Origin of the sequence: Glaciecola sp. SC05, assembly GCF_041380235.1 — a bacterium.
Taxonomy (GTDB): domain Bacteria; phylum Pseudomonadota; class Gammaproteobacteria; order Enterobacterales; family Alteromonadaceae; genus Glaciecola.
In genome coordinates, this window is the sequence record NZ_JBGIYY010000024.1 from 13,500 (window position 1) to 33,699 (window position 20,200).

Here is a 20,200-nt window from a genome sequence, read left to right on the forward strand (position 1 = left end):
ATCTTACTTATTCTGTGTTCGGGTATACTCAGCATGCACAACCGTTAGTAGCTCAAGTGCGAGTGAGTTCTTACTAGCCGGTGCTAGTTTCTGAGTATGTTCTTTTGTAATTACGATTAATGCATTTCGATCGGAATTAAAGCCTAGGCCAGGCACCGACACATCATTTGCAGCAATCATATTAAGCTGTTTTTTTTCTAGTTTTGCGCGTGCGTAGGCTTCTACATCGTGAGTTTCAGCAGCAAATCCGACGGTAAACGGGGGATTATCTCTTTGCGCAACGGTCTTAAGAATATCAGGGTTTTGCATAAATGTAAGTGAAAGTTCAGCCCCGTGCTTTTTTAATTTGTGCGTATTCTCACTTGCAATACGGTAATCGGCCACAGCCGCGCATGCAATAAAAATATCTTGAGTCGCAATGTCTTGTTCAACCGCGTCAAGCATATCTTGCGCACTTACCACGTCATGACGGGTTATATTTACAGGTGTATCTTGGTTGACTGGCCCTGCGATTAAGGTCACTTTTGCACCTAATGATTGCGCTGCTCTAGCGATTGCAAAGCCCATTTTCCCTGAGCTGTGATTAGAGATATATCTTACTGGATCGATCGCCTCGCGAGTGGGGCCTGCGGTGATCATGATACGTTTACCGGCGAAAGGCTTAGGAGAGCCAGCAGACTCCATATTGATCGCAACAAAGCTACAAATAGCCTCTACAATTTCTTCTGGCTCCAGCATGCGACCATAACCCACATCACCACAGGCTTGTTCGCCTGCTGCTGGGCCTAGTTGGACTACGCCGCGATCGAGCAATGTCTGTAAGTTTGCTAAGGTAGCTTGGGCTGCCCACATTTGTTGATTCATGGCTGGCGCAATTAAAATCGGCGCTGGTGTTGCCAGCGCTAAGGTAGATAATAAGTCATCCGCAAGACCATGGGCCAACTTTGCCATACAGTTTGCTGTGGCAGGTGCAATTACAAAAATATCCGCCCAACGTGCGAGTTCGATATGACCCATGCCGGCTTCAGCATCTTCATCGAGCAAATGGCTGCTTACCTTTTCTCCAGACACTGCCTGCAAAGATAGACTCGATACAAAATGGGTAGCCGATGCCGTTAATACGACCCTAACATTGGCGCCTTGCGCTTTGAGTTTGCGCACCAAATCGGGTGTTTTGTAAGCAGCAATACCGCCACTAATACCTACTAATACATTCTTTTGTTCAAGTTGCATATTGGTCCTAATCGGGTACAAAATAGGGTCATACGTTTGCAGATACATTCGCGTTGTTGACATATATCTGTGCTGTTATTAAAACATTGTTATCCAAGGATGGGAACATGAAAATATTAGACTGGCCGGAACAAGAGCGCCCCAGAGAAAAGCTTCTTCATTTTGGTGCGCATACCCTAAGTGACGCTGAACTGTTGGCCATTTTTTTGCAAACGGGCCTCAAAGGGCAAAATGCAGTGCAGCTTGCTACTGCGGCCTTGCAAACTCACGGTTCGCTTAGAGCGTTGTTACAGGCGCCTCGCCGCAAGCTGCTCGCAACTGCCGGTTTTGGTGCCGCAAAATATGCAATGTTGCAAGCCAGTATCGAGTTACAAAAGCGGAATTTAACTGAGTTGATGGTACGTGAGCGCAGTTTTTTGCATGCCGATGATGCTTCGTCTTATCTAATTTCTCAGCTGCGTGATAAGCAGCGTGAGGTGTTTTCCATGTTAATGCTTGATTCGCAGCATCAGCTAATTGCTTACCGAGAGATGTTTCAAGGCACTATTAATAGCGCAGCAGTCTACCCAAGAGAGTTGGTCAAACAAGCTATGGATGACAACGCTGCAGCGGTAATTTTAGCCCACAACCATCCTAGCGGACGTCCTGAGCCAAGTCAGTCTGATATCAACATTACACAAAAAATTAAACAAGCGATGGCCTTAGTTGACGTCATGGTACTCGATCATTTTGTGATTGGTGATGGCAATGCGGTGTCATTTGCACAACGAGGTTTGCTGTGAGAAATATTGCAAGATGACGAGATATTTATTAGCGCTGTAGATGCATAAGCGTGTTAAAATTCAACGCGATTTTAGCCAAAAGCCCTTCAATACACAAAAAGATCCCCTTTAAGGTGATTTTTAGTTGTATTTTTAAGGTGGTTACTGTATAAAATGCGCCCTCTTAATTAATCGCGTTACACAGCAATTTGCTTTGCTGTAGTTAAACGGCAAACAAGTTGTTTTGGAGACAAACATGTCTAAAATATGTGCAGTTACAGGTAAGCGTCCTGCAGTGGGTAACAACCGCTCTCACGCTAGAAACGCGACGCGTCGTCGTTTTTTACCAAACCTACATACACACCGTTTTTGGGTTGAAAGCGAAAATCGGTTTGTTAAGTTACGTCTTACCGCTAAAGGTATGCGTATTATCGATAAGAAGGGAATTGATGCAGTATTAACTGACATCCGTGCCCGTGGTGAGAAAATCTAAGACCTTTTCTAAGGCCTCTTTTAAGGAAAGTTATCATGCGTGATAAAATCAAATTAGTATCATCTGCTGGAACTGGTTTTTACTACACCACAGACAAGAACAAGCGTAATATGCCTGGCAAAATGGAGATCAAAAAATACGATCCTAAAATTCGCCAACACGTTATGTTCAAGGAAGCGAAAATCAAGTAAGACCTATTAAGGTCTTCGCTCAAGTAATTGAGCGGATAATGTCTCCATTAAAACTCAGCTTTGGCTGAGTTTTTTGCTTTTAGCGATACGACCTTTCATGTAGCTATTAATTCCTCAGCGCAAGATGATACATAGACCCTTGTTGTCTATATGCGCTAATATATTGTTTTACTATGCCATTGAATAAAAAGGTGGGGAGATGCTAAGGCTGTCACAAAAGGCTTGGAATAATGTTTTAATATTTTCTATGCTGATTCTAATTGCCATTTTTAATTATGATCGATTGTTTCCTAGCAACGAAAGTGGCGTGCAGGCAGTGGTAGCAGATACTGAATTTATTCTCAGCATGCAAATCAATCAGCTCAACTTTGAACGCATAGGAACCGGTTGGCGAGTAAGTGCGCCAAGTGCAGATGATATTCCCAATATGCAAAGTGAAGACATTGATGCCTTAGTTAACCAGTGGCAGCGCGCTTCATTAAGACCGTCGAGCAGTTTTTTACCCGCGGAGGTCACGGCCTCACCTGAGTATATTGTCAGCATTTGGGTTGCAGGGCAAAAAAACGCCAAAGTACTTGGCTTGTTGCAGTCTGAAAACACCGCTTATGTGATCTACGATGGTGATCTTTACCTGCTAGATTTTCCTAATCTTAATCAACTGTTGCCCCCTGAGCGCCAATAATTTATACAAGCGATACCTAATACTATGCCAGAGTTACCTGAAGTCGAAGTGACCCGTTTGGGCATTGCCCCATATCTTGAAGGGCAAAGCATCAAAAAAATACATGTGTATCAAAAACAAATGCGTTGGCCAATTCCTGATGACGTTCATCTGGCTCAAGGAAAAACAGTGCTCAGCGTTACGCGTCGCGCAAAGTATTTATTTGTAAATACCGATGTAGGCGCCTTAGTTTTGCATCTGGGTATGTCGGGTAAAATGCGTGTGGTAGACGCTGATCTTGCGCGTAAAAAGCACGATCATCTTGAGATTGAATTAAATTCGGGCAAAAAGTTAGTGCTCAACGACGCTCGCAGATTTGGCAGTTGTTTGTGGCAAGGGCTTAACGACGAACCTTTAATGCTGCTAAGAAGATTAGGACCAGAGCCGCTCACCGATGCCTTTGGGCCAGAGCGCATGTTCGATATGTCGCGCGGGCGGCAAGTACCGGTAAAAGCCTTTATTATGGATAATTCGGTTGTAGTAGGGGTCGGTAATATTTACGCGAACGAATCTTTGTTTCGTTCGGGTATCGATCCACGGCGAGCCGCGGGAAAGGTCAGTAAAGCAAGATATGCAACGCTGACCGACAATATTAAAATTGTATTGGCAAAGGCGATAGAGCAGGGCGGAACGACTTTACGCGACTTTGCGCAAGCCGACGGTAATCCAGGCTATTTTGCACAGCATCTAAATGTGTATGGTCGCACTGGTGAGCCATGTGATGTGTGTAATACACCGATTCGAAATAAAGTAATAGGCCAACGCAACACGTTTTTTTGTATCAAATGCCAAAAGTAGTGTTTCGCACATCAGCAATCTTAGCGATGCTGATGTGTCTAACGACATTGAACGGTTGATTTAAGTTGGTGCGTTTTGTTTTTGCTGTTTGAGGCGCGCCGTCAAGGCATTTAATACCACTGGATGACAAAACTCAGATACGTTACCGTTGTGCATCGCGACCTCTTTAACCAAGGTAGATGATATGAAAGAGTTTTCTTCAGACGGTGTTAAAAACACACTTTCTAAGTCGGGGTTTAGGCGCCGATTCATATTCGCTAGCTGAAATTCATATTCAAAATCAGATACTGCACGTAGACCTCTGATCAAAATATTCGAACCTTCTTGCCTGGCGTACTCCGCCAACAATCCAGTAAATCCTTTCACCGTTACATTCGGTAAATGCGCCGTCACTTTACTGATCATATCGACACGTTCGGCGAGCGAAAACAAGGGCTGTTTACTTGGATTTGCTGCAATTGCCACAATCACCTGAGAGAACATATTGGCAGCGCGCTCAATTAAATCTGCATGACCGTTTGTAATCGGATCGAAAGTACCGGGGTAAATCGCTTTGTTGTTTGCCGCGTTAAATGTCATTCTCAAAAAAGACCTTATGTTCGGTACCTATTGGTGCCCGACACCATAACGAAGTTTAATGGTGATTTGCAAATTAAATCTAAAGCCACCCAAGCGCAAGATGAATAGCTTTATCGTGAATAAGCGCTAGCTTAGCCAACACCGGCGAATGACTCGGCCATAAAGTAAACCTAATCGAAAAAGCGAGGGTTTATTCGGGTAATCCTGATTAAAGGCCGCAATAAAAATAGTCCAAAGAGGTAAAATCCGTTATTATCACCTGCTAATTCAACGCATTGCGTTGTTAGTTTTTCAGCTTTTAGGTCTTAAGGTTATTCGTTTGAAAGTACTCATTGCTGCTGCTTTTTGTGTCCTTGCTATTTGTTCGTCAAAGGCAATAGGCTCGCCGTGGATCGGTACCCAAGACAAACAACTGCATTACGACGTGCAAACCCTCGCCGAATGGGGATACCTAAACTCTGCGGTTACTACTTACCCGATCCCGTGGAAAGGTATAGCTGAGCAAATAACGATGCTAAGTGGCGAAGGTATGGCGCCCATGCCAGCTCAGGCTCTAGCGCGCTTAAGTCATTACTTAGCAATCCAAAAGCGTCAAGAATATCGACAGTTCGCCACCTTGCAGGGTGCCACCGATGATGTGCGTTTTCGGAGTTTAGATGACGGCGCCGAAGAGACTGCTAAACTGACCTTGACCAGTGAATTTTACCACCAGCGTTGGTCTGGTCAGCTTGCGGTAAATTATGCCTCTGGTGGGCGAAGTAATTTCGATAACTCGTTTTTGGCATATCAATTTGGCGATTGGAATCTACGTGTTGGTTCTCTCGATCAGTTTTGGGGACCGGGGCAGTCTTCAAGTTTAATACTCTCGAACAACACTCGCCCCTTGAAGTCCCTCGCATTTTCTCGCTCAGTGACCACCGAATCAAATAGCCCAATGCTTGCATGGATAGGCCCATGGTACTTCACGACGCAATTAGGGCAGATGGAAGAAGACCGAGCGGTGCCAGATACCAATCTGTTTATTTCTCGCTTTACTATGCGTCCGTTTAAGGGCTTTGAGTTTGGCTTGTCATGGTCTGCAATGTGGGGCGGTGAAGGGCAAGATGGCAACATCGGCGATTTTTGGGATGTGCTCACACTGCAAAGTGAATGTGTTGGCCGGCCTTCTTGCACAGACGAACAGCGCAATCAACTCGGGAATCATCTAGCTGGATTTGATTTCACTTATACTTTTAATCTGTTGTCGCGCCCTATGACTATCTACGCGCAGCGTATCGGTGAAGATTCACAAAATACCTACACCATTACCGATAACGCCAAGCTAATCGGTTTCTCAACCTATATAGATTCGACAAAAGTTTTTATTGAGACCAGTGACACTGGTATTGCTTGTGGCTCAGATAATAGCACCGTGAATAATTGTTTTTACGAAGACGCTTTGTATACTAGTGGTTATCGTATGTATAACCGTAGCATGGGCAGTACATTTGATTCAGATGCGAAACAAATTACATTAGGAGCAAATATTCGCTTTGACGACGGCGCGATTGCCGAGATGTATATACGCTCTGCCGAACTAAACCCCGATGGTCAGCTTCCTCCCCCGGTATTGACTGGCGCCGCATCTGAGGATGTACTTGAATTATCCGGCTTTTATCAACGACCCTATGGGAATTGGTTGCTCAAAGCCGGTGGCAGTATTGCAAATCGAGAGTTTGACGTTCGTGATGATGAAGTCGATGCGCTACTGTATTTAAAAGCACAGTACGCATTTTAAGCAAAATTACCGTTTACGGAATGATTTCAGCATATCCAGCCAGCACCGACTCCCAGTTTGATTGCACAAAATGATAGGGTGTAAATTTGCCGCTTTGCTTGATTAAAGAGCGATAAAAACGCGCTAGATTAGCCGACTGCCAATTCCCAATATCTTGCTTTTTGCACTTATCAAAATCGATGATGACCACTTCACTGCCTTTGCGCACCAGAATGTTTTTCACATTAATGTCGTCATGGCGAATATTTAATTGATGCAAACGTCCTAATGCCCTGCCAATCTCCATCCACAGGCTGTCGTCAATCTCGTGAAGTTTGAGCATTTCGTGGAGTTCTTGTGAATCGCTTACTGCTTCGGTAATAATGTCAGCGCGATAGAACATGCCTTTACGCGAAATTCTGGCCGCCACCGGTTTTGGTGCGCCGATATTGTGAAGCTGCAAGTAATCTAAAATTTCGAGCTCTTGGAAACCTCGCGTTTTGTATATGCCGGTGTATAAAAAGCGATCTTTATTGGCTTTTGCATATAAGCCCCCGCGGCAATAATGCCTCAATACTAAGGTTTTATCGCGATGGGTAAAAAAGTACACGGTATCGCGTCCTTCGGCAGTTTGGGTAATGGCTTTTTTACCTTCAAGATAATCCACATCGAAGTGTTTTAGACCGAGGTTTAAGCGTTGTCCTAAGTCACTGCGCAATAAACTCACCTGATTAGGTGCGGTTTGTACGTCAATACTCATTGCTGAAAGTCCTGCTTGTAAACATTTATTGTTATTTTATGGTCGAGTAAGATAGCAAAAAATCAGACTCCGCGCTCGCTAGAATAATGCATATCATGTGTTAAACGTATTACTTACGAGCCACTAATTTTTCTTCAACAGCGTTAATTTATACTTCGATGGGCTCAACTGCGGTATAAGGTGTCAATCTTTTCACGTAAAGCAAGCGCGCCTTCTTAAAACTATTTTATGACAAACATTTGCAGCTAGGCATTTGTTCGTTAGAATCCACCACATATTTTCCTTATAAGGATGCACAGCATGTCGCAAGCATTTGTTGACCACCTCAACGCTCAGTTAGAAGAAACCCGAGAGCAGGGCTTATATAAGACAGAACGCGTGATCACTTCTCAACAGTTTTCCAACATTGAGGTAGAGTCAGGCCAGCAAGTACTCAATTTTTGCGCAAACAACTATTTGGGTTTGGCCAATCACCCAAGTTTGATCGCAGCGGCGAAAGACGGACTAGACAGCCACGGTTTTGGCGTCGCTTCAGTGCGCTTTATTTGCGGCACCCAAGATATCCATAAACAGCTCGAAAAGAAGATCAGTGGCTTTTTGGGTATGGATGAAACAATTTTATATCCCTCATGCTTTGATGCTAATGGCGGTTTATTTGAAACCATTTTATCTGCCGAGGATGCAGTGATTTCCGATTCGCTTAACCATGCCAGTATTATTGATGGTGTGCGCTTATCAAAAGCCAAACGCTATCGCTACGACAGCAATAATATGCAGGCTCTTGAAGAGCAGTTAAAACAAGCCTGCGCTGACGGTGCGCGCTTTAAGCTTATTGCCACTGACGGTGTATTTTCAATGGACGGTGTCATTGCTAACTTAAAAGGCGTATGTGACTTAGCCGACAAGTATGATGCTATGGTAATGGTCGATGACTGCCACGCTACTGGCTTTGTGGGTAAATTGGGTAAGGGCTCTCATGAGTACTGTGATGTAATGGGTCGAGTGGATATTATTACTGGTACCTTGGGTAAGGCTTTAGGCGGCGCGTCGGGTGGTTTTACTTCAGGTAAAAAAGCGGTTATCGACTGGCTACGTCAACGTTCACGTCCATATTTATTTTCGAACTCTGTGGCGCCACCGATTGTGGCTGCATCGCTAAAAGTATTTGAGATGATGGAGCAGGGTCAAGACTTACGCGATAAGCTCAAAGCAAATGCTATGCATTTTCGAACGCGTATGGAAGATGCCGGTTTTACTCTGTCGGGCAAAGACCATGCGATCATCCCTGTAATGTTAGGTGATGCAAAAATTGCCAGCGCAATGGCTGATAAAATGCTTGAAAAAGGCATATATGTAGTGGGTTTCTCCTTTCCGGTCGTGCCTAAAGGCAAGGCGAGAATTCGTACGCAGATGTCTGCAGCGCATTCTATTGCGCAAATTGACACCGCGGTAGAAGCATTTATTGAGGTGGGTCGTGAAATGGGAGTAATTGCATGAAAACTTTAGCAAAACAAGAGCGTCAGCCTGGGATTTGGATGGTTGATAACCCCCTACCTGAAATGGGCCCTAACGATCTTATGATCAAAATTCGTAAGACTGCGATTTGCGGCACCGATATGCACATCTACAATTGGGATGAATGGTCGCAAAACACCATTCCCGTGCCCATGGTAGTTGGCCATGAATATGTAGGTCAAGTCGTTGAAATTGGCAGTGAAGTGGCCGGTTTTAAAATTGGCGATAGAGTCAGCGGTGAAGGCCACATAACCTGCGGGCACTGTCGAAACTGTCGCGCTGGACGCCGTCATTTGTGCCGCAATACAACCGGTGTTGGCGTCAATCGTCAGGGTGCGTTTGCTGAGTTTTTGGTGATACCGGCATTTAACGCGTTTAAAATCCCTGCCAATATCAGCGATGACATGGCTGCTATTTTTGACCCCTTTGGCAACGCGGTGCACACCGCCCTGTCGTTTGACTTGGTAGGTGAAGATGTATTGGTTACTGGTGCAGGGCCAATCGGCATTATGGCGGCAGCGGTTGCAAGGCATGTAGGCGCTCGGCACGTGGTGATCACCGACGTCAATGAATACCGCTTGGATTTGGCCAGAAAGATGGGTGTGACGCGGGCTGTAAACGTTAACTCTGAAAACTTAAAAGATGTTATGGACAGCCTTGGTATGACCGAAGGTTTTGACGTGGCGCTTGAAATGTCGGGTGTTCCCTCAGCTTTCAGAGACATGCTCGACAAAATGAATCATGGCGGCAAAGTTGCCATGTTGGGCATTCCGCCAAGGGATGTATCTATAGATTGGAATAAAGTGATTTTCAAAGGGCTAACAATTAAGGGTATCTACGGGCGGGAAATGTTCGAAACATGGTATAAGATGGTTAGTTTGTTGCAAAGTGGCTTGGATTTGAGTCCAATCATTACTCATCAAATGCCGGTGGATGACTTTCAAAAAGGATTTGAAATAATGGGTTCAGGCCAGTCGGGTAAAGTATTGCTAAATTGGGCGAGCTAAACAGTCTAAATCTGCCACAGCGTTCACACAATAGCATTGTCCGCGGTGGCAGATTTGTCTCTAATCAATAGGAATATTATGGAACAGTTTGGACACATTTCTGCTGAGCAAACGAAAGCCCGCTTAGACAACAACGAAATTAAAATTGTTGATATTCGCGACGAGCAGTCTTTCGCATTAGGCCACATACCCGGCGCCTTTCATCTTACTAACGCCAGCATTCAGCAATTTATGCAAGACAATGACTTTAAGGTACCGGTAGTGGTTTGTTGTTACCACGGCATCAGTTCGCAGCAGGCAGCCCAGTATATGCTGCATCAGGGCTTTGAAGAGGTGTATAGCATGGACGGTGGCTTTGAAGCATGGCGAGGTGTTTACGAATTCAACACCGGCCAAGCGGAATAATTTGGGTGACCGATTTTATCCCATTTATTCGGTTTTCTCAGGAGCAGGGCGCGCAACTGCTTGCGGCTTACCTTAGAGGACAAGGCATAGCGTGTAAGGTTAATGCCGTTAAAGTTGAACAAGGAACCGCCTTTCAACTCGGCCTAGAAGATCAGAGTCAAAAAGATACGGCAATGAAAATTGCAGAGGAATTTTTGGCGGAGCCATCGGCCCCTAAATTTCAACAGGCGGCTTGGCAAACCGGTGAGGTATCGAGTAGCAAACAAAGCATGCTTGGCAAAGACACCATGCCGAGCCTTCAAGACATTCTCAAAACGCCTTTTACAGTGGTGGTGCTGATCATTAGTGTAGCGGTGTATATCGGAAGCATGGCGGGTTACTTTGATTTTTTCAGAGGTCTTTTAAGCATTCAATACTTTGAGCAGATGTCACAGACTCATCAGTGGTGGCGACTATTTGGGCCGAACTTCCTTCACTTTTCAGTCACACACATTGTATTTAATCTGATTTGGTGGTGGATATTTGGCAGCCAGTTAGAGCGCGTATTTGGTAGCTTTTGGTTAATTGTGCTGTTTGTGGTCTCGAGCCTATTTGCAAACATTTCGCAACTGCTGGTTTCCGGCCCTAATTTTGGTGGTATGTCGGGTGTGGTTTATGCACTGTTTGGTTTTGTGTGGTGGATTGGCTGGCTGCGCCCACGCTGGGGGATTAGTATTCCCAATGGTTTTGTCGTGTTCTTATTAATATGGTTGGCACTCGGTTATACCGATATTTTGTTTGTGGATATGGCTAATCAGGCGCACACCTTTGGGTTGATTTCTGGCTGTTTGTTAGCTTTTTGTTTGCATATTTTTGTGCCTAAAACCAAAACATAATCGTCACAATAAGACAGCGGGCGCCGTCTTATTGGCATAAGCAACTTTAGCCACCTTGGCGAAGATATTTAGTAAAGATAATATCTTTGACGGTCTCTTCGCCGGTTTCTTTGACCATAATGTCTCTAAAGCGCTTTAAAATAAGACGACGCATTTCTTCTCTGCCGGTGAGCGATCTGACTTTCTGCTCTGGCTGAGCGCCAATCACTTCAATGGCAGTGGCTCTCAGCAAAGGCATGTGATGTTCTAAATCTGGGATCATAGAGGGCTGGTCGAGCATCATTTCAATCGTAATGCGCAAAAACCCTAAGCGCTCACTATTATCGCCAGCATAGTTAGTTACAATGTCGGGCTCTAAAGCAATGTAGGCAATACTCGGTGCGCCAGCTTCGCCACTTTGTGCATTGGCTGTTTTACTTAACACCAGCATAAATGCCAGTACAGTCATATATATTAAGCACCAGCGCTGTGCATTTTGCCAAGTATTCGCCATTGTTTTGAAATCCTCTGAGACAAATAACCATATTTTGCTATGTGATCATACGGTTGTGTTTTTCACTATGTTAGACTTAGGTTATCGGTAACTAATAAGAAATCTTCACCTTTGTTAGTCAAATCTATTTTCCCATTTGGGCTAGCGGTAAATTGGGCGCAAGCCCAACAATTTGAGCCACTAAGTGCCAATATGCAAAGCTGGCTCTTGAATACCGGCTCGCTCACCGAACGTTTACAAGCCTTATGCACTGAGTTTACGCTTGAAGTGCTTGGACAGAGTCGACTGCCGTTGGAGCCTTCCGAAAAACAAGCCTTACCTAATCACCAAAGCCAAGAGTGGCAAATTAGAGAGGTCATCTTATATGGTGATGGCAAACCTTGGGTGTTTGCACGCTCGGTTTTGCCCGATCATATGTGTCAATCCACTTGGGCAAGCTTGGGCAATCAGCCTCTTGGGCAGCGCATTTTTAACGATCCGAACTTTATTCGCAGCGATTTTGAAATTGGTTACCTGCAGCAACATCCCCTTACTCACCAGAAGTTTCAAACGACAACATCGATGCCCCAGCGCTGGGCGCGTCGGTCGGTATTTAGCATTAACCAAGATACCCTTTTGGTAGCCGAGGCGTTTCTGCCAGATTGCCCCTGTTATGCGGACTTAAGATGATTGCTCTGAGTTGGCAAAATCGACGAGCCTATTGGCAATTGATGCGCGCTGACAAGCCAATTGGGATTTATCTGTTGATGTGGCCCACTGTATGGGCGCTCCTGCTATCAGCCAATGGCCTACCTGATTGGCATATTACTATTGTGTTTTTAGCGGGTGTGGTGCTAATGCGCAGCGCTGGTTGCGTGATCAACGACTATGCGGACCGACATGTTGATGGCGCTGTGACGCGCACTCAGCAACGCCCGCTTGCCTCTGGCGAGGCAACTGAGCAAGAAGCCAAACAGTTGTTCGCCGTGCTGATCATATTAGCCTTTTTACTGGTGCTCACTTTAAACTGGCAAACTATTGCGCTATCTGTTGTCGCGCTGCTATTGGCCGCAGTTTATCCCTTTATGAAACGCTATACTCACTTGCCTCAAGTGGTGCTAGGCGCGGCTTTTAGCTGGTCCATGCCAATGGCAGCAATGGCCATTCTTGAGCACATTCCGGCTTGGATATGGGTACTTTATGCCGCCAATCTGTGTTGGACCGTTGCCTACGATACCCAATATGCGATGGTTGATCGTCAAGATGATCTGCAGGTGGGTATAAAATCTACCGCCATCTTGTTCGGAAAATACGACCTGACCGCTATTGCGCTGCTGCAAGGGGCCGCGGTTATAATGCTGTGCTATGTATTTCATCATCTCAACCTAAGTTTATTTGCTTACTTAGGCGTCAACGTTGCCGTTGTGTTATTTGCTTTGCAATATACAAAGACTAAAGATCGCGACGAAGCCGCATGCTTTACAGCATTTTTAAATAATCATTGGGTGGGATTAGCGGTTGCCCTGGGTATATTCGCGGGGCTATGGCTATAAGGGAGTGGGGATGTAACCTACCTAATTTACAGCCCTAAAATAGGGCTGTTCGCTGTCTGCTGAGCAACACTATCACTCGCTTGGCGCATCTTTGGCATCGCTTGCGCTGTTAGTGCCTCCCTCTAGTTGCGTTAAACGCGCTTCTAATGCTTCAAGTTTTTCGCGCGTGCGAATAAGCACCTGACTTTGAATATCGAACTCTTCACGACTAACAAAATCGAGCTTACTTAACTGCGCCTGCAGGACTTGTTTAATCCGGCCTTCAGCTTCGTCTGCCATGCTTTTTACGCCAGGCGGGATCGCGGCTGAAATATTCTTTGCAATTTCTTCGAGTTTCTTTGGATCTAACATATCTGCTCCTTAAATGCCGTTGCGATCTTCATTGTAGTCTGAACTTACAAATAATGCAGTCTCAAATACGCGTTCTTTTGTTATAATCGTCCTCTGTTTTGCTTTCTTTTAAGTTGTAACCTTGCATGCGTTTAAATCCGGCCCAAGAATCGGCGGTAGAATATGTATCTGGCCCGTGTTTAGTGTTGGCCGGAGCAGGCAGTGGAAAAACGCGGGTGATCACCAATAAAATCGCTTATTTGGTGAACGTTTGCGGATATAAACCTTCGCAAATTGCGGCAGTGACTTTTACCAATAAAGCCGCTCGCGAGATGAAAGAGCGGGTGGCGCAAACATTGGGTAAAAAGGCTTCCCGCGGCCTCAAGGTCTCGACATTTCATACGCTCGGCCTGAATATCATTAAAAAACATGTCACCACGCTAGGGTATAAGGCGGGATTTTCATTGTTTGACGACAAAGATACACTGTCGTTATTGACCGATCTGACCGCAGATGAATACGATGGTGACAAAGACGCCCTAAAGGCACTGTTGAATCGCATTTCGGCATGGAAAAACGAGCTGATCTTACCCGAGTTGGCACTCAAACATGCATCTGATGAAAATGCTCAGCAGCAGGCAGGATATTATCAGGAGTATGCGCGTCATCTCAAAGCCTATAATGCGCTAGACTTTGATGACCTAATTCTGCTTCCGACTCTGTTGTTTTTAGGTAACGAGAGCGTGCTTGAAAGCTGGCAAGACAAAATTCGTTATTTATTAGTCGACGAATATCAAGATACCAATACTAGTCAATATCAGTTGGTAAAACTGCTGGTGGGTGAGCGTGGGCGCTTTACTGTGGTGGGCGATGACGATCAGTCTATTTATTCGTGGCGCGGGGCACAGCCTAAAAACTTACTCTTGCTGCAAAAAGATTTTCCGAGCCTAAAATTGGTCAAGCTAGAGCAAAACTATCGCTCCTCAGGACGTATTTTGCATGCTGCAAATATTCTAATTCAAAATAATCCACACGTGTTTGAAAAGCGTTTGTTCTCAAATCTGCAGTATGGCGAAGCCTTAAAAGTACTGGTGGCTAAAAATGATGAGCATGAAGCGGAGAAGGTCATTGCCGAGATGCTTGCCCATCGCTTTATGGAAGATACTGAATATAAGCAGTACGCTATCTTATATCGAGGCAATCATCAGTCGAGGGTCTTTGAAAAAGTGCTAATGAAAAACCGCATCCCCTATAAAATCAGCGGCGGCACTTCATTTTTTGGACGCACCGAAGTCAAAGATATTATGTCTTATTTACGCCTATTGACCAATCATGCCGACGATAACGCATTGCTTCGTGTCGTGAATACGCCCCATCGAGGCATTGGCCGAGCGACCTTAGCGAAGCTAGGTGAGTTTGCTAACTTAGAGCAGTGCTGTTTGTTTGATGCAATGTGTCATAAGGGCCTAAGCACCGCGTTGCCATCAAACGTATACCAAAGTATTCAGGCATTTGTGCGCTTGTTGGTAGAAACAGAAGACAACATGAGCCGCGGCGATGCGGTAGCAGTTCTTAGAGACTTCATTAAGAAGCTTGGCTTTGAAGAGTGGCTATACGCGCAAAGCAATAGTCCTAAGGCCGCCGAAATGGCGATGGCCAATGTATCTACACTATTTGGTTGGGTGCAGGATATGCTCAAAGGCGATGCCTTGCAGGCAGCCATGACTCTACCAGAAATTGTGCAGCGATTGACGCTAAGAGACATGATGGAAAGAGGTGAAGATGGTGACGATGCCGACCAAGTGCAATTGATGACCCTGCATGCATCTAAAGGCCTAGAGTTCCCTTTTGTATTTATGGTGGGTATGGAGGAGGGCCTATTACCGCATCAAAGCAGTATCGATGAAGACAATATCGAAGAAGAGCGTCGTCTTGCTTATGTGGGCTTAACCAGGGCTCAAGAACGACTGTTCTTTACGATTGCCAAAGAGCGTCGGCAAATGGGCGAACTAATTGAGCCTGAGCCTAGTCGTTTTTTGTATGAGCTGCCGCATGACGACGTAGAATGGGAGTGGCAAAAACGCCAAGATTCCGATGCGCAGCGAAAACAAAAGGCGCAAAAAGGTATCTCAAATTTGAAAAATATATTTAACGATTGAAGCTGTTTGCTACATTTGGCGAGCTTTGCCCACTAAACTGCCCTGAATATAATGACAACCAATAGCATTTAGCTCTTCTTTGGTGTCTTCGTCATAAACACCGTCGCCGATCACTTCCATACCTGCATTATTCGCGGTCATGATGATTGACTGAACCAGCTTATGGTACTTATCTGACATTACGATGGTATTGGTTAAATTTTCATTTAACTTTAGGTAGTCAAAGTCATATTTAAACAAATAAGAAAGTGAAGCGGTTTCGCTACCAAAGTTGTCTAACACCAGGCTCACGCCCATGTCATGAAGCTGCTCTAAAATGTCAGGGAGGTATTTATTGTATTTTCCTAACGAGCTTTCAGAGAGCTCGATGACTAGGAGCTCGCTATCAACTTCGGCCCATTCAATAAGCTGGACTAAACTTTGTAAAGACTGTTGATGCAGTAAATGCTCAACTGAAAGACTCATCCCCACTTTTTGATTTTTCCATTCAGGGTCTAATCGCCATTTATGCAACTGTTTAAAGCTGAGATCCATAAGCAACTGATTGACACTGTAAGACAGTCCACACTTTTCCGCCAAACTCCAAAACGCATGATCTTTGACTACATGACCGGTGTCGGTTTGCCACTGCATAGTGCTTTGATAGTAAAGCACTTCATCGGTTTGAAGGTTTGCTACGGGCTGTAAATAGCAGCTAAAGTTGCCTAAGTTGAAGGCTCTTCTAAATTCAGTTTCTTGTTCAATTTCTTCAACCAGCTGATTGCGCATACTGACATCAAACAATACAAAGCGGTTGCGTCCAAGATGCTTAGCTTGATACATCGCTGCATCAGCGTCGCGCAGCGCGTCGTCTGCACTAATATAGTCTTCTGACAGTTCAGTAATGCCGATACTTGCACCAGAAAAGACTTCTTTATTTTCGATTATAAAAGGCTGACTAATACTATCAACAATGCGCTGTGCGACTATTTCAACGTCACGCATATTGATATAGCTGTCGACTAGCACTACAAATTCATCGCCGCCTAAACGTGCTAGTAAATCATGACTGCGTTTGCATTTATCGATGCGCTTTGCCACTTCAATTAAAAACTCGTCACCAGCGTGATGACCGATGGTGTCATTAATGTTTTTGAAGCGGTCTAAGTCTATAAACAGCAGGGCATAGTTATGTTGTGCGTGTCTGCGCTTGCTTGAAATAGCCAGTTCAAGGCGATTATTGAACATCACTCTGTTGGGTAGGCTGGTAAGGGCGTCGTGGTGCGCATCGTGTATCAGCTTTAACTCGATTTCTTTACGTTGATCAATCTGTCGTTTCAGTGACTCATTGGTGAGGTTAAGTTCCGCGGTGCGCTTTTTGACTTTGATAGCAAGCTGGCGGTTATAGTTTTTAAGGTCTTCGGCGGTGCGCAAGCGCTCCATAGAGACCGCAATGTGTTGGGACACAAAGCGCAAAATAGCGAGATCGTCTTCATCGTAATCGTCACTGTTACCGTAGGTTTGCACGGCAATCACGCCTTCAACTTGATGATTTAAAAATAAAGGTGCGCCCATCCAGCAATTGCCTTCTGATATCATCCTTTTTGCGACGTCGGCGCCAATCTCTTGTTTGGCTCTGGCGTCATTGATCCTGTCGCTATTGAACAAACATGCATCACCGGTATTAAGGACGTATTCGGTGAGGCCGTCACCCATTTTACGGGAGCCCGCTGAATCGCTGCTTAAACCTAGAAAATACGGAAAACTCAAGATATCTGTTTCGCGATCAAGCGTTGCAATGTAGCAGTTTGGTGCCTTTATCAGGCGCTGTAAGATGTCGTGAATACGCTTGTAAAATTTGACGATATCGACGCCAGATGTTGCAGATATCTCAGAGATTTCAAACAGCGCATTTTGTAATGCCTCAATGCGCTTACGCTCTTTTATTTCATCTTCAAGAACTTTATTGGCCTCTCGAAGTTGGTGGGTGCGCTCTTGAATCAAAGACTCAGTGAGTTCTCGGTGTTTTACTCGGTCGACGGTTGTAACAATATGTTGGGAAATGAATACCAAAATTTCGAGATCGTCTGCACTGTAGCGCACGTTTTCGTTGTAGCTTTGCACGACCATCGCACCGATTACATCATTGTCGCGTTTTAGGGGGACGCCTATAAGGTCAACCGGTGGAGTGCCTAATATTTCGAAGTTGTGCTTGGCCTCAAGCTCTCTAAAGTTCTCTTGGGTCATTACAAAAGGCTCACCGCTGCGCAAAATATGTGCAGTAACGCCGTTTTTTATTTTTTCATAAGAAATCGACTGCACAGTCTGTTCATCGCGTTCATCAACAAAATAGGCAAATCGGAGTCGTTCGTCTTGTTTTTCGTGGAAGGCAACAAAGAAGTTGTCGGCAGTCATAAAGTCGCGCACGATGTCATGTACTGACAAATACAGGCTATCTAAGTTAACCGCAGAGCTAGACAGTTCGCTGATGCGAAACAGGGCTTTTTGTATCCTTTCAGCGCGTTTGTACCTTTCGGTCAAACTTTGGAGCTCCGGCACAATAGCGCGGAGCTCTGTTTCGCTTAGCTCACCAACAACTTCAAGTCTCTGCATCGAGAATGTTTCTCTTAAGTTGGTGATCAAAGGTACAAGGGTATATGTGTTAAATACCTTCGATCATGTAATCAATGGCTGACTTGATATCGTCATCAGTACAGTCGCCACATGCACCCATAGCCGGCATTGCATTAATTCCATTTATCGCGTTTTTCCAAACTAGGTCGTAACCTTTTTCGTCTAAACGTGGTTGCCAATCAGCTGCTACTTTTGTTTTTGGAGCACCTAATACACCAACCGCATGGCAGGCTGTACAAGCTGCTTGATAAATCTGTTCACCGGTACGGGGACCCGCTACCGCAGCAGTTGCGTCTACTGCGCCCGCTATTTTCACCTTGCCAACGGGCATGATGCGTTCTTTAATTTCGTCTTCGTTCAGAGTCTGAGCGACGGCGCCGGTTAAAAATAGACCGGTTGCTACTAATGCTATAAAAGCTCTTACTTTCACAAATATCTCCTGCAAACAAGCAATACTATAAATTTAACGCCTGATTATAACGACATCGTCATGCATCACAACAAAATGTTGAAGATGATTAACAGTTTACCTGTTTAGCTAGGATGACAGCGGTAACGCTCGGAGATAATATATGGCGTTAAATATCGGCCTATGCTTCTTCATTTATATTGTTTGCATCGATAAAAAAGCACAGTTATGTACTTTGCTTTCGCTTTCATCGATTGTTTAATAATAAGGTATCGACAGAGTTGGATAATACTAAAATTTAATGGATTGGTGTGGTAACATTCGCGTCGTTAAAAAAGCACCCGTAGCTCAGCTGGATAGAGTACCGGCCTCCGAAGGCAGTACTCATGGCAACGGTGACAACTGAGGGTAACAGTCAAAAACGCCACAACAAAAGTTTATGCTCCCGTAGCTCAGCTGGATAGAGTGACGGCCTCCGAAGCCGTAGGTCGCGCGTTCGAATCGCGCCGGGAGCGCCACTTCCTAGGTTTTTAAATCCTATTGAAAAATTCATGCGCGGACTTAATTTAACGCATAGTTCGCTAAATTAGTCATTTACATCGCTTAGCAGATGAGTACTTTTTGCTTTCGTTCAATTTCGTGTTTTGAAGTTTGTGACAGGAGCGTGACAAAACAGTGTCAAAATTTATTCGGCGAAATGAAACAGCTACATTTTTGGTCTAATGATTTGAAATAATCCATTAGGTTTTGAAATAAACGAAAGACGATCTGGATCTTCTTCGTAATCTGCTATTTTTAAAGGTTTGTTAAAAATACACTTCGCTGCTAGGGATGCCTTACTTACTTTGCTGAATGTTCGAATTCCATTTCCTCTAAGCAACTCTAAAGACTTAATTAACTGCGAGTCGATTGAGGCGTCAACCGCATAAATAATACCATATTCATATTGAGCCCGTAGGTCAGCAATTCGGTCCTTTAGTTCTTGAAGAAGCTTAAATGACTCGTTCAATTCGTCCAACCCGATTTCTGGTTCAAATTGTTTCAGAAATGAAGGGTGCGCTGTTTTTCCCCATTTGTTCCTGTCTTTTTTTAAATCCTCAAAATGATTGTCTCGCAAACTTTTATTTGAAATGAATTTTTTCAAGTCTTCTAATGCATAAAATGCTGCTCTCACCGACTCCCCACCAGCAAAGTCTTTGGTAGCATACAAAGACGCCCGATAAGAGGATTCTGCAAAGAAGATTGGGGCCTGTTCTACCGTGATAGTCTCATAATCTTTTTGTGAATATGCACTCAACACGCTAAACCCTGCGGGACTTTCCCCATACCATTTTAGCCTTTTGAATAAATCTATTATAGTTTGGATTTCAGATAGGTTTATTACCTTATCGGTACTGGCGTTTAATCCTAATTTCTCTATGCTCTCTTCAAAAATATTAGATGTCCCATGGAATATCATCATTGGGTTATCACAAACTGTATCGTTGAAGCATCTTTTATTATCTATATACCTTCTAACATTGATTTCATCAACATTCATATTCACAATCCTGCTTTTATCTAGTTCAGC

At 44.5% G+C, this 20,200-nt stretch carries 21 protein-coding genes and 1 tRNA gene; 14 read left to right on the forward strand and 8 right to left on the reverse strand.

Translation table 11 applies throughout. From position 1 onward, the window contains the following. Window positions 1-3 precede the first annotated feature (3 nt). Window positions 4-1,233, reverse strand: a complete 1,230-nt coding sequence (gene coaBC / locus AB9H30_RS17645; RefSeq protein WP_371196053.1) for a bifunctional phosphopantothenoylcysteine decarboxylase/phosphopantothenate--cysteine ligase CoaBC — start codon at window positions 1,231-1,233, stop codon at window positions 4-6. A 107-nt stretch (window positions 1,234-1,340) separates the two neighbouring features. On the opposite strand from coaBC, the gene radC reads away from it, so the two are divergent. The 5 genes from radC (at window position 1,341) to mutM (ending at window position 4,197) form a co-directional block, all read left to right on the forward strand. Next, window positions 1,341-2,015, forward strand: a complete 675-nt coding sequence (gene radC / locus AB9H30_RS17650; RefSeq protein ID WP_371196054.1) for a DNA repair protein RadC — start codon at window positions 1,341-1,343, stop codon at window positions 2,013-2,015. 235 nt (window positions 2,016-2,250) lie between these two features. Continuing rightward, a complete protein-coding gene (gene rpmB / locus AB9H30_RS17655) occupies window positions 2,251-2,487 on the forward strand; it encodes a 50S ribosomal protein L28 (RefSeq protein WP_371196055.1) in 237 nt (78 codons plus the stop codon). A 35-nt stretch (window positions 2,488-2,522) separates the two neighbouring features. Continuing rightward, entirely contained in the window at window positions 2,523-2,678 is a 156-nt protein-coding gene (gene rpmG / locus AB9H30_RS17660) for a 50S ribosomal protein L33 (protein ID WP_311360760.1), read from the forward strand. A 199-nt stretch (window positions 2,679-2,877) separates the two neighbouring features. Continuing rightward, window positions 2,878-3,360: a hypothetical protein gene (locus AB9H30_RS17665; RefSeq protein ID WP_371196056.1), complete on the forward strand. Its 483-nt coding sequence runs from the start codon at window positions 2,878-2,880 to the stop codon at window positions 3,358-3,360. Window positions 3,361-3,384: 24 nt separating this feature from the next. Then, window positions 3,385-4,197, forward strand: coding sequence for a bifunctional DNA-formamidopyrimidine glycosylase/DNA-(apurinic or apyrimidinic site) lyase (gene mutM, locus AB9H30_RS17670; RefSeq protein WP_371196057.1), 813 nt, complete (start codon window positions 3,385-3,387; stop codon window positions 4,195-4,197). Window positions 4,198-4,257: 60 nt separating this feature from the next. Here mutM and coaD read toward each other — a convergent pair whose 3' ends face one another. Next, window positions 4,258-4,776, reverse strand: coding sequence for a pantetheine-phosphate adenylyltransferase (coaD, locus tag AB9H30_RS17675; RefSeq protein ID WP_371196058.1), 519 nt, complete (start codon window positions 4,774-4,776; stop codon window positions 4,258-4,260). 319 nt (window positions 4,777-5,095) lie between these two features. Between coaD and AB9H30_RS17680 the strand changes: the two genes are divergently transcribed. Then, entirely contained in the window at window positions 5,096-6,553 is a 1,458-nt protein-coding gene (locus AB9H30_RS17680) for a capsule assembly Wzi family protein (RefSeq protein WP_371196059.1), read from the forward strand. Window positions 6,554-6,566: 13 nt separating this feature from the next. On the opposite strand, the gene AB9H30_RS17685 is transcribed toward AB9H30_RS17680, so the two are convergent. Then, window positions 6,567-7,292 carry a 3-deoxy-D-manno-octulosonic acid kinase gene (locus AB9H30_RS17685; RefSeq protein ID WP_371196060.1) on the reverse strand — a complete coding sequence of 242 codons (726 nt, stop codon included), beginning with the start codon at window positions 7,290-7,292 and terminating at the stop codon, window positions 6,567-6,569. 300 nt (window positions 7,293-7,592) lie between these two features. Between AB9H30_RS17685 and AB9H30_RS17690 the strand changes: the two genes are divergently transcribed. The 4 genes from AB9H30_RS17690 to glpG all read left to right on the forward strand — a co-directional run bounded on the left by AB9H30_RS17690 (window position 7,593) and on the right by glpG (window position 11,094). Then, the gene (locus AB9H30_RS17690) at window positions 7,593-8,789 is read left to right on the forward strand and encodes a glycine C-acetyltransferase (RefSeq protein ID WP_371196061.1); all 1,197 of its coding nucleotides are present in this window, start codon (window positions 7,593-7,595) and stop codon (window positions 8,787-8,789) included. Continuing rightward, window positions 8,786-9,814: an L-threonine 3-dehydrogenase gene (gene tdh, locus AB9H30_RS17695; protein WP_371196062.1), complete on the forward strand. Its 1,029-nt coding sequence runs from the start codon at window positions 8,786-8,788 to the stop codon at window positions 9,812-9,814. The genes AB9H30_RS17690 and tdh overlap by 4 nt, the downstream gene beginning before the upstream one ends. Window positions 9,815-9,892: 78 nt before the next feature. Then, window positions 9,893-10,219: a thiosulfate sulfurtransferase GlpE gene (gene glpE, locus AB9H30_RS17700; protein ID WP_371196063.1), complete on the forward strand. Its 327-nt coding sequence runs from the start codon at window positions 9,893-9,895 to the stop codon at window positions 10,217-10,219. 5 nt (window positions 10,220-10,224) lie between these two features. Continuing rightward, complete coding sequence (gene glpG, locus AB9H30_RS17705) at window positions 10,225-11,094, forward strand: rhomboid family intramembrane serine protease GlpG (protein ID WP_371196064.1); 870 nt, start codon at window positions 10,225-10,227, stop codon at window positions 11,092-11,094. 46 nt (window positions 11,095-11,140) lie between these two features. Here the strand turns inward: glpG and AB9H30_RS17710 are convergent, their stop codons facing one another. Next, window positions 11,141-11,587 (reverse strand): flagellar basal body-associated FliL family protein, encoded by a 447-nt coding sequence (locus AB9H30_RS17710; RefSeq protein ID WP_371196065.1) that lies wholly within the window; start codon window positions 11,585-11,587, stop codon window positions 11,141-11,143. A gap of 111 nt (window positions 11,588-11,698) precedes the next feature. Here AB9H30_RS17710 and AB9H30_RS17715 point away from each other — a divergent pair, with 111 nt between their 5' ends. Together AB9H30_RS17715 and ubiA are read left to right on the forward strand one after the other, a co-directional pair. Continuing rightward, window positions 11,699-12,256 carry a chorismate lyase gene (locus AB9H30_RS17715; RefSeq protein WP_371196066.1) on the forward strand — a complete coding sequence of 186 codons (558 nt, stop codon included), beginning with the start codon at window positions 11,699-11,701 and terminating at the stop codon, window positions 12,254-12,256. After that, window positions 12,253-13,119 (forward strand): 4-hydroxybenzoate octaprenyltransferase, encoded by an 867-nt coding sequence (ubiA, locus tag AB9H30_RS17720; RefSeq protein WP_371196067.1) that lies wholly within the window; start codon window positions 12,253-12,255, stop codon window positions 13,117-13,119. Before AB9H30_RS17715 ends, ubiA begins: the two co-directional genes overlap by 4 nt. A 72-nt stretch (window positions 13,120-13,191) precedes the next feature. Here the strand turns inward: ubiA and AB9H30_RS17725 are convergent, their stop codons facing one another. Then, entirely contained in the window at window positions 13,192-13,470 is a 279-nt protein-coding gene (locus tag AB9H30_RS17725; RefSeq protein WP_371196068.1) for an accessory factor UbiK family protein, read from the reverse strand. Between the two features lie 125 nt (window positions 13,471-13,595). On the opposite strand from AB9H30_RS17725, the gene rep reads away from it, so the two are divergent. Next, on the forward strand, window positions 13,596-15,608 hold the full coding sequence (gene rep, locus AB9H30_RS17730) for a DNA helicase Rep (protein ID WP_371196069.1): 2,013 nt from the start codon (window positions 13,596-13,598) through the stop codon (window positions 15,606-15,608). A gap of 9 nt (window positions 15,609-15,617) precedes the next feature. On the opposite strand, the gene AB9H30_RS17735 is transcribed toward rep, so the two are convergent. Both AB9H30_RS17735 and AB9H30_RS17740 read right to left on the reverse strand, forming a co-directional pair. Beyond that, entirely contained in the window at window positions 15,618-18,200 is a 2,583-nt protein-coding gene (locus AB9H30_RS17735) for an EAL domain-containing protein (RefSeq protein WP_371196070.1), read from the reverse strand. A gap of 49 nt (window positions 18,201-18,249) precedes the next feature. After that, window positions 18,250-18,651, reverse strand: coding sequence for a cytochrome c5 family protein (locus tag AB9H30_RS17740; RefSeq protein ID WP_371196071.1), 402 nt, complete (start codon window positions 18,649-18,651; stop codon window positions 18,250-18,252). Between the two features lie 420 nt (window positions 18,652-19,071). Here AB9H30_RS17740 and AB9H30_RS17745 point away from each other — a divergent pair. Next, a tRNA-Arg gene (locus AB9H30_RS17745) sits at window positions 19,072-19,148 on the forward strand. 188 nt (window positions 19,149-19,336) lie between these two features. On the opposite strand, the gene AB9H30_RS17750 is transcribed toward AB9H30_RS17745, so the two are convergent. After that, entirely contained in the window at window positions 19,337-20,170 is an 834-nt protein-coding gene (locus AB9H30_RS17750; RefSeq protein WP_371196072.1) for a hypothetical protein, read from the reverse strand. Window positions 20,171-20,200 lie beyond the last annotated feature (30 nt).